Genomic DNA, 3,935 nt, shown 5'->3' with positions numbered 1-3,935 from the left:
GCCGACGCACGAGCACGAGAGCCGCAAAGGGCTCTTAGCCATATCCTCATATGACATCGCCCTGCCCTCACTTGCTCTGGCTTCGACAGAAACACCGTGTTGAGAATCTACCTCTGGCTACTTCGGCGACGCTGCGCTCTACGAGGAGGCCGGGCACCAGAACATGAACTTTCTCGGTGCCCAGCTCAGGGCATGGCTGACCGCTTCTCAGGCAGCGTTGCGGATCAGTTGCGCCGCGCGTTCGCCGATCATCACAGCGGGGGCAATGGTGTGGCCGCTGATCAATGAGGGGATGACCGATGCGTCCGCCACCCGCAGGCCGGTAACGCCGCGAACGCGAAGCTGCGGGTCGACCACGGTGAGTGGATCCGAGAGATCGCCCATGCGTGCCGTGCCAGCGAGATGGTAGGTCGTGTACATGCTGCTCAAGATGGCCTCATGAAACACCGAATCATCCGCACCGACGGCCGGATAGACCGTTTCGGTGTAGCGCGCCAGGGACGGCGTCTGCGTCAACTTTTGCGCATGGCGCATCGCCTCGACCAGCTGAGCGCGGTCATCGGGATCACGCATGTAGGCGGGATCGATGAGGGGCTTCGCGTGGGGGTCTGCCGAGGCCAGGCGCAGCGTGCCGCGGCTCTTGGGGTGCAACAGCACGACCCAGATCTTGTAGCCGTTGCGCTGCTCGACCTCTGCACCATCAGTCGGGGCACCGACCGGGCTGTTGGCCGCGACCGCCGGGTTGTAGTCGAAGAGCAGCTCGTAATCGGGAACCGGAGCGTCTTTCGTGCGGGAAATGAACCCGACGCCATTTTGCGAGAAGAAGGCGGCGGGGCCGGAGCGGTCAGATCTCCATTGCGCGAAGGCCTCCTCGGAGGTTGGGTCTGCCAGGTAGGAGCCGCCAACGCCGCTCGGGGCGGTCACCACGACCGGGGCGGTCGGATGGTCGTGCAGGTTCTCCCCGACGCCGGGTACATCCGCGATGACCTGGATGCCGTGCTCGCGCAGATGCGCGGCCGGACCGACGCCCGACAGCATGAGCAGTTGCGGGGTGTTGATGGTGGCCGCGCATCCGCAATGGGCCGTCATGGCGCCGGCATCATGAGCCATCCGATCCACGCGCTGGACTCTTTTTTCTACAACTCGATGGGCGTGTACGCGTTCCAGTCGCAGTGCGAAATGGTGGCCGAGCTCGGCTACGACGGCATCACCGTCGCGGGCTGGGGCGGCACGCCGTACACCGACCTGTCGCTGCTGCCCGGTGTGAAGGCGCGCCATGGCCTGGACATCGCGGGTCTTTATCTCGTATTGCACGAGGGGCGCAACGACGCCGTGCTGCGCCGCATCGTCGAAACGGTAGAGGGCGTCGAGCTGATCGAGTTGGCGGTGCAGACCTCGATCAACGGCACCGACGGCATCCTGCGCAGCATCGAATCGCTGCTGCCCATCATCGAGCGCCGTGGCCTGCGGCTAGCGCTGTACCCGCACCTCCGGCACGTCACCGTGACCACCACGCAGGTGCAGCGCCTGTGCGAGCACTTCAACCATCCGCGGCTGGGCATGTCGTTCAACGGCTACCACTGGTACGCCAGCCAGGAAGGCCAGCTGGAGCAGCGCCTGGAGGCGATCAAGCCCTGGCTGATGCAGGTCGTGCTCTCGGGCAGCGCACTGTCGCAGCTGGGCTGGGGTGGAGTGGCCACCATGGAGCCCGTTGACCGCGGCGAGCTGGACAACTTCGCTGTGGTCGCCGCGCTGGACCGGATCGGTTACACCGGCAGCATCGGGATTCTCGGCTGGGACTACGGCGGCGACATCTATCTGAAGCTGCAGCGCTGCCTGGCCGCCATGCGCTCCATCGACCAGCGGCTGCAGTCGCACCCCACCTGGGTAGAACTCCTGCCCCCGAACTGAGGAACCCCCTTGACCACACTCTCCGTACTCGACTTGATGATGATCGGCGAAGGCAAGACCTTCGCCCATACCGTGGACGACGCGCGCCTGCTGGCCCGCCATGTGGAGCAGCACGGCTACCAGCGTTACTGGATCGCCGAACACCACGACCTGCCCGGCATCGCCTCCTCGGCCACCACCTTGCTGATCTCGCACCTGGCGGCGGCCACCACCCGCCTGCGCGTGGGCGCCGGCGGCATCATGCTGCCCAACCATTCGCCGCTGATGGTGGCCGAAGACTTCGCGACGCTGGAAACGCTGTACCCCGGCCGCATCGACCTGGGCCTTGGGCGTGCAGCGGGCGCCGCCGGGCCCAGCATCCGCGCCCTGCGCGGCGATGCCTCGGAACGCGATTTCGAGCAGGACATCGGCCAGCTCAGGGATTACCTGCAGAACAACGGCCGCCAGCCCGTGCGTGGCATTCCCGGCGTGCACGACGTGCCGCTCTGGATCCTGGGCTCGAGCCCGCAGAGCGCCGACCTCGCCGCAAGGCTAGGCCTGCCCTATTCCTTCGCCTCGCACTTCGCGCCGATGTTCCTGCACAAGGCCGTCGCGCACTACCGCGCCAACTTCCAGCCCTCCGCCGTGCTGGAGAAGCCTTACGTCATGGTCGGTGCGAATGTCATCGCCGCTGACACCGAGGAAGAGGCACAGTTCTTGGCCAGCTCGCACTTTCACTGGGTGAACATGCTCCACCACGGCCGACCCGGCCCCCTGCCGCTGCCACAGGAAGGCTACCTACAGCGGATCGGCGGCATGGAACAACGGGGGCTGCAGCAGGCGATGGCGTACACGGCCGTGGGCGACGTCAACCAGGTCGGCAGTTGGCTGCGGCAGCTCATCAACATGACCCAGGCCGACGAGTTGATTATTGATGCGCGCATCCACAATCCGCAGGCACGGTGCCGCTCATACCAGCTGGCGGCCGAGGCCTTGGCCGTGTAGGCGCCGCGGCCGGGCGCTGCCTTCACACCAGTTCCCAAATTCCTCACTCCGGGTGCCCCGTCGATCATTAGGATCGCGGGGAAGTCGACATCCTTCACAGAACCTCAGGCAAAACCTCTTCGAGCCCTTCCATCATTGCGGCCATGTTCTGCGCAACCGGGTCATCATGCCCCCGCACGGCGCGTGCGGGATGGGTGCCCGGCGACGGAATGTACGATAGGCCAGGGCCGAATTCACAAATCGCTAAATTGCCTAAAAGCTGTAACCCACACTCACACCCGTGCTCCAGTTGCGGCCCGGGGCACCTTCGTAGAAGCGGCCGTTGCTGTCGTTGACAATGACCGAGCCTACGTATTTACGGTCGAACAGGTTGTCCACGCGGGCAAACGCTTGCACTGTCCAAGTACCCATCACCTTGCGGTAGCCCACGCTGGCAGCGGCCACGGTGTAGGCCGGCGCGGCCTCATTGTTGGCATCGTTCACATAGACCTTGCCGGCGTGCTCGGCCGACACGCCGATGCGCCACTCGGGCGTGAGCTGGTAATGCAGCCCCGCCCACAGGTGCTGCTTGGAAAGGCCCGGCAGTCCATTGCCAGCGGCAGCGCTGCCCGAGGGCTGGCGGAAGGTGGCGTCCAGGTAGGTGTATGCGGCTTGGACTTGCCACTGGGGCGACAGGCGCAGATCCGCTTGCAGTTCCAGCCCCTGGCGGCGCGTGTTGCCAGCATTGCGGTAGCTGGTGCGGCCGTTACTGGAACCTGCGCTGACGATTTCATCGCTGGTGCGCGACTGGAACACCGCTGCGCTCCAGAGCCCCTTGAAGGCCCCCGTCAGACGCTGGCGGTAGCCGACTTCATACTGCGTGCTGGCGCTGGGGTGCAGGTCCAGGTTCAGGCCACCATTGCTTCCGGTGCGGTAAGACAGTTCGGCAAACGTCGGGGTTTCAAAACCACGACCCACGCTGGCGTACAAAGTCTGGTCGGGCGTGAGCCTGTAGGCCAGCGACACGACGGGCAACACCTTGCGGTGGCTGACCTGACCAG

At 65.3% G+C, this 3,935-nt stretch carries 4 protein-coding genes; 2 read left to right on the top strand and 2 right to left on the bottom strand.

Annotated features, from left to right (window positions below; all coding sequences use genetic code 11):
• Positions 1 to 207 precede the first annotated feature (207 nt).
• Positions 208 to 1,110, bottom strand: a complete 903-nt coding sequence (locus tag VIR09_RS31165) for a GMC family oxidoreductase (RefSeq protein ID WP_332016383.1) — start codon at positions 1,108 to 1,110, stop codon at positions 208 to 210.
• Between VIR09_RS31165 and VIR09_RS31160 the strand changes: the two genes are divergently transcribed.
• Together VIR09_RS31160 and VIR09_RS31155 are read left to right on the top strand one after the other, a co-directional pair.
• Positions 1,102 to 1,911 (top strand): sugar phosphate isomerase/epimerase family protein, encoded by an 810-nt coding sequence (locus VIR09_RS31160; protein ID WP_332016382.1) that lies wholly within the window; start codon positions 1,102 to 1,104, stop codon positions 1,909 to 1,911. The two genes, VIR09_RS31165 and VIR09_RS31160, sit on opposite strands and share 9 nt — an antisense overlap.
• A 9-nt stretch (positions 1,912 to 1,920) precedes the next feature.
• Positions 1,921 to 2,895: an LLM class flavin-dependent oxidoreductase gene (locus VIR09_RS31155; protein ID WP_332016381.1), complete on the top strand. Its 975-nt coding sequence runs from the start codon at positions 1,921 to 1,923 to the stop codon at positions 2,893 to 2,895.
• Positions 2,896 to 3,147: 252 nt separating this feature from the next.
• On the opposite strand, the gene VIR09_RS31150 is transcribed toward VIR09_RS31155, so the two are convergent.
• Positions 3,148 to 3,935: TonB-dependent receptor domain-containing protein (locus VIR09_RS31150; RefSeq protein ID WP_332016380.1), on the bottom strand; the 788-nt coding region annotated here is incomplete at its 5' end.

Source organism: Achromobacter sp. (genome assembly GCF_036567245.1).
In the GTDB taxonomy this organism is placed as follows: Bacteria; Pseudomonadota; Gammaproteobacteria; order Burkholderiales; family Burkholderiaceae_B; genus Achromobacter.
The sequence above is the reverse complement of the archived record's forward strand: the minus strand, read 5'-3'. Positions and strand labels throughout refer to the sequence as shown.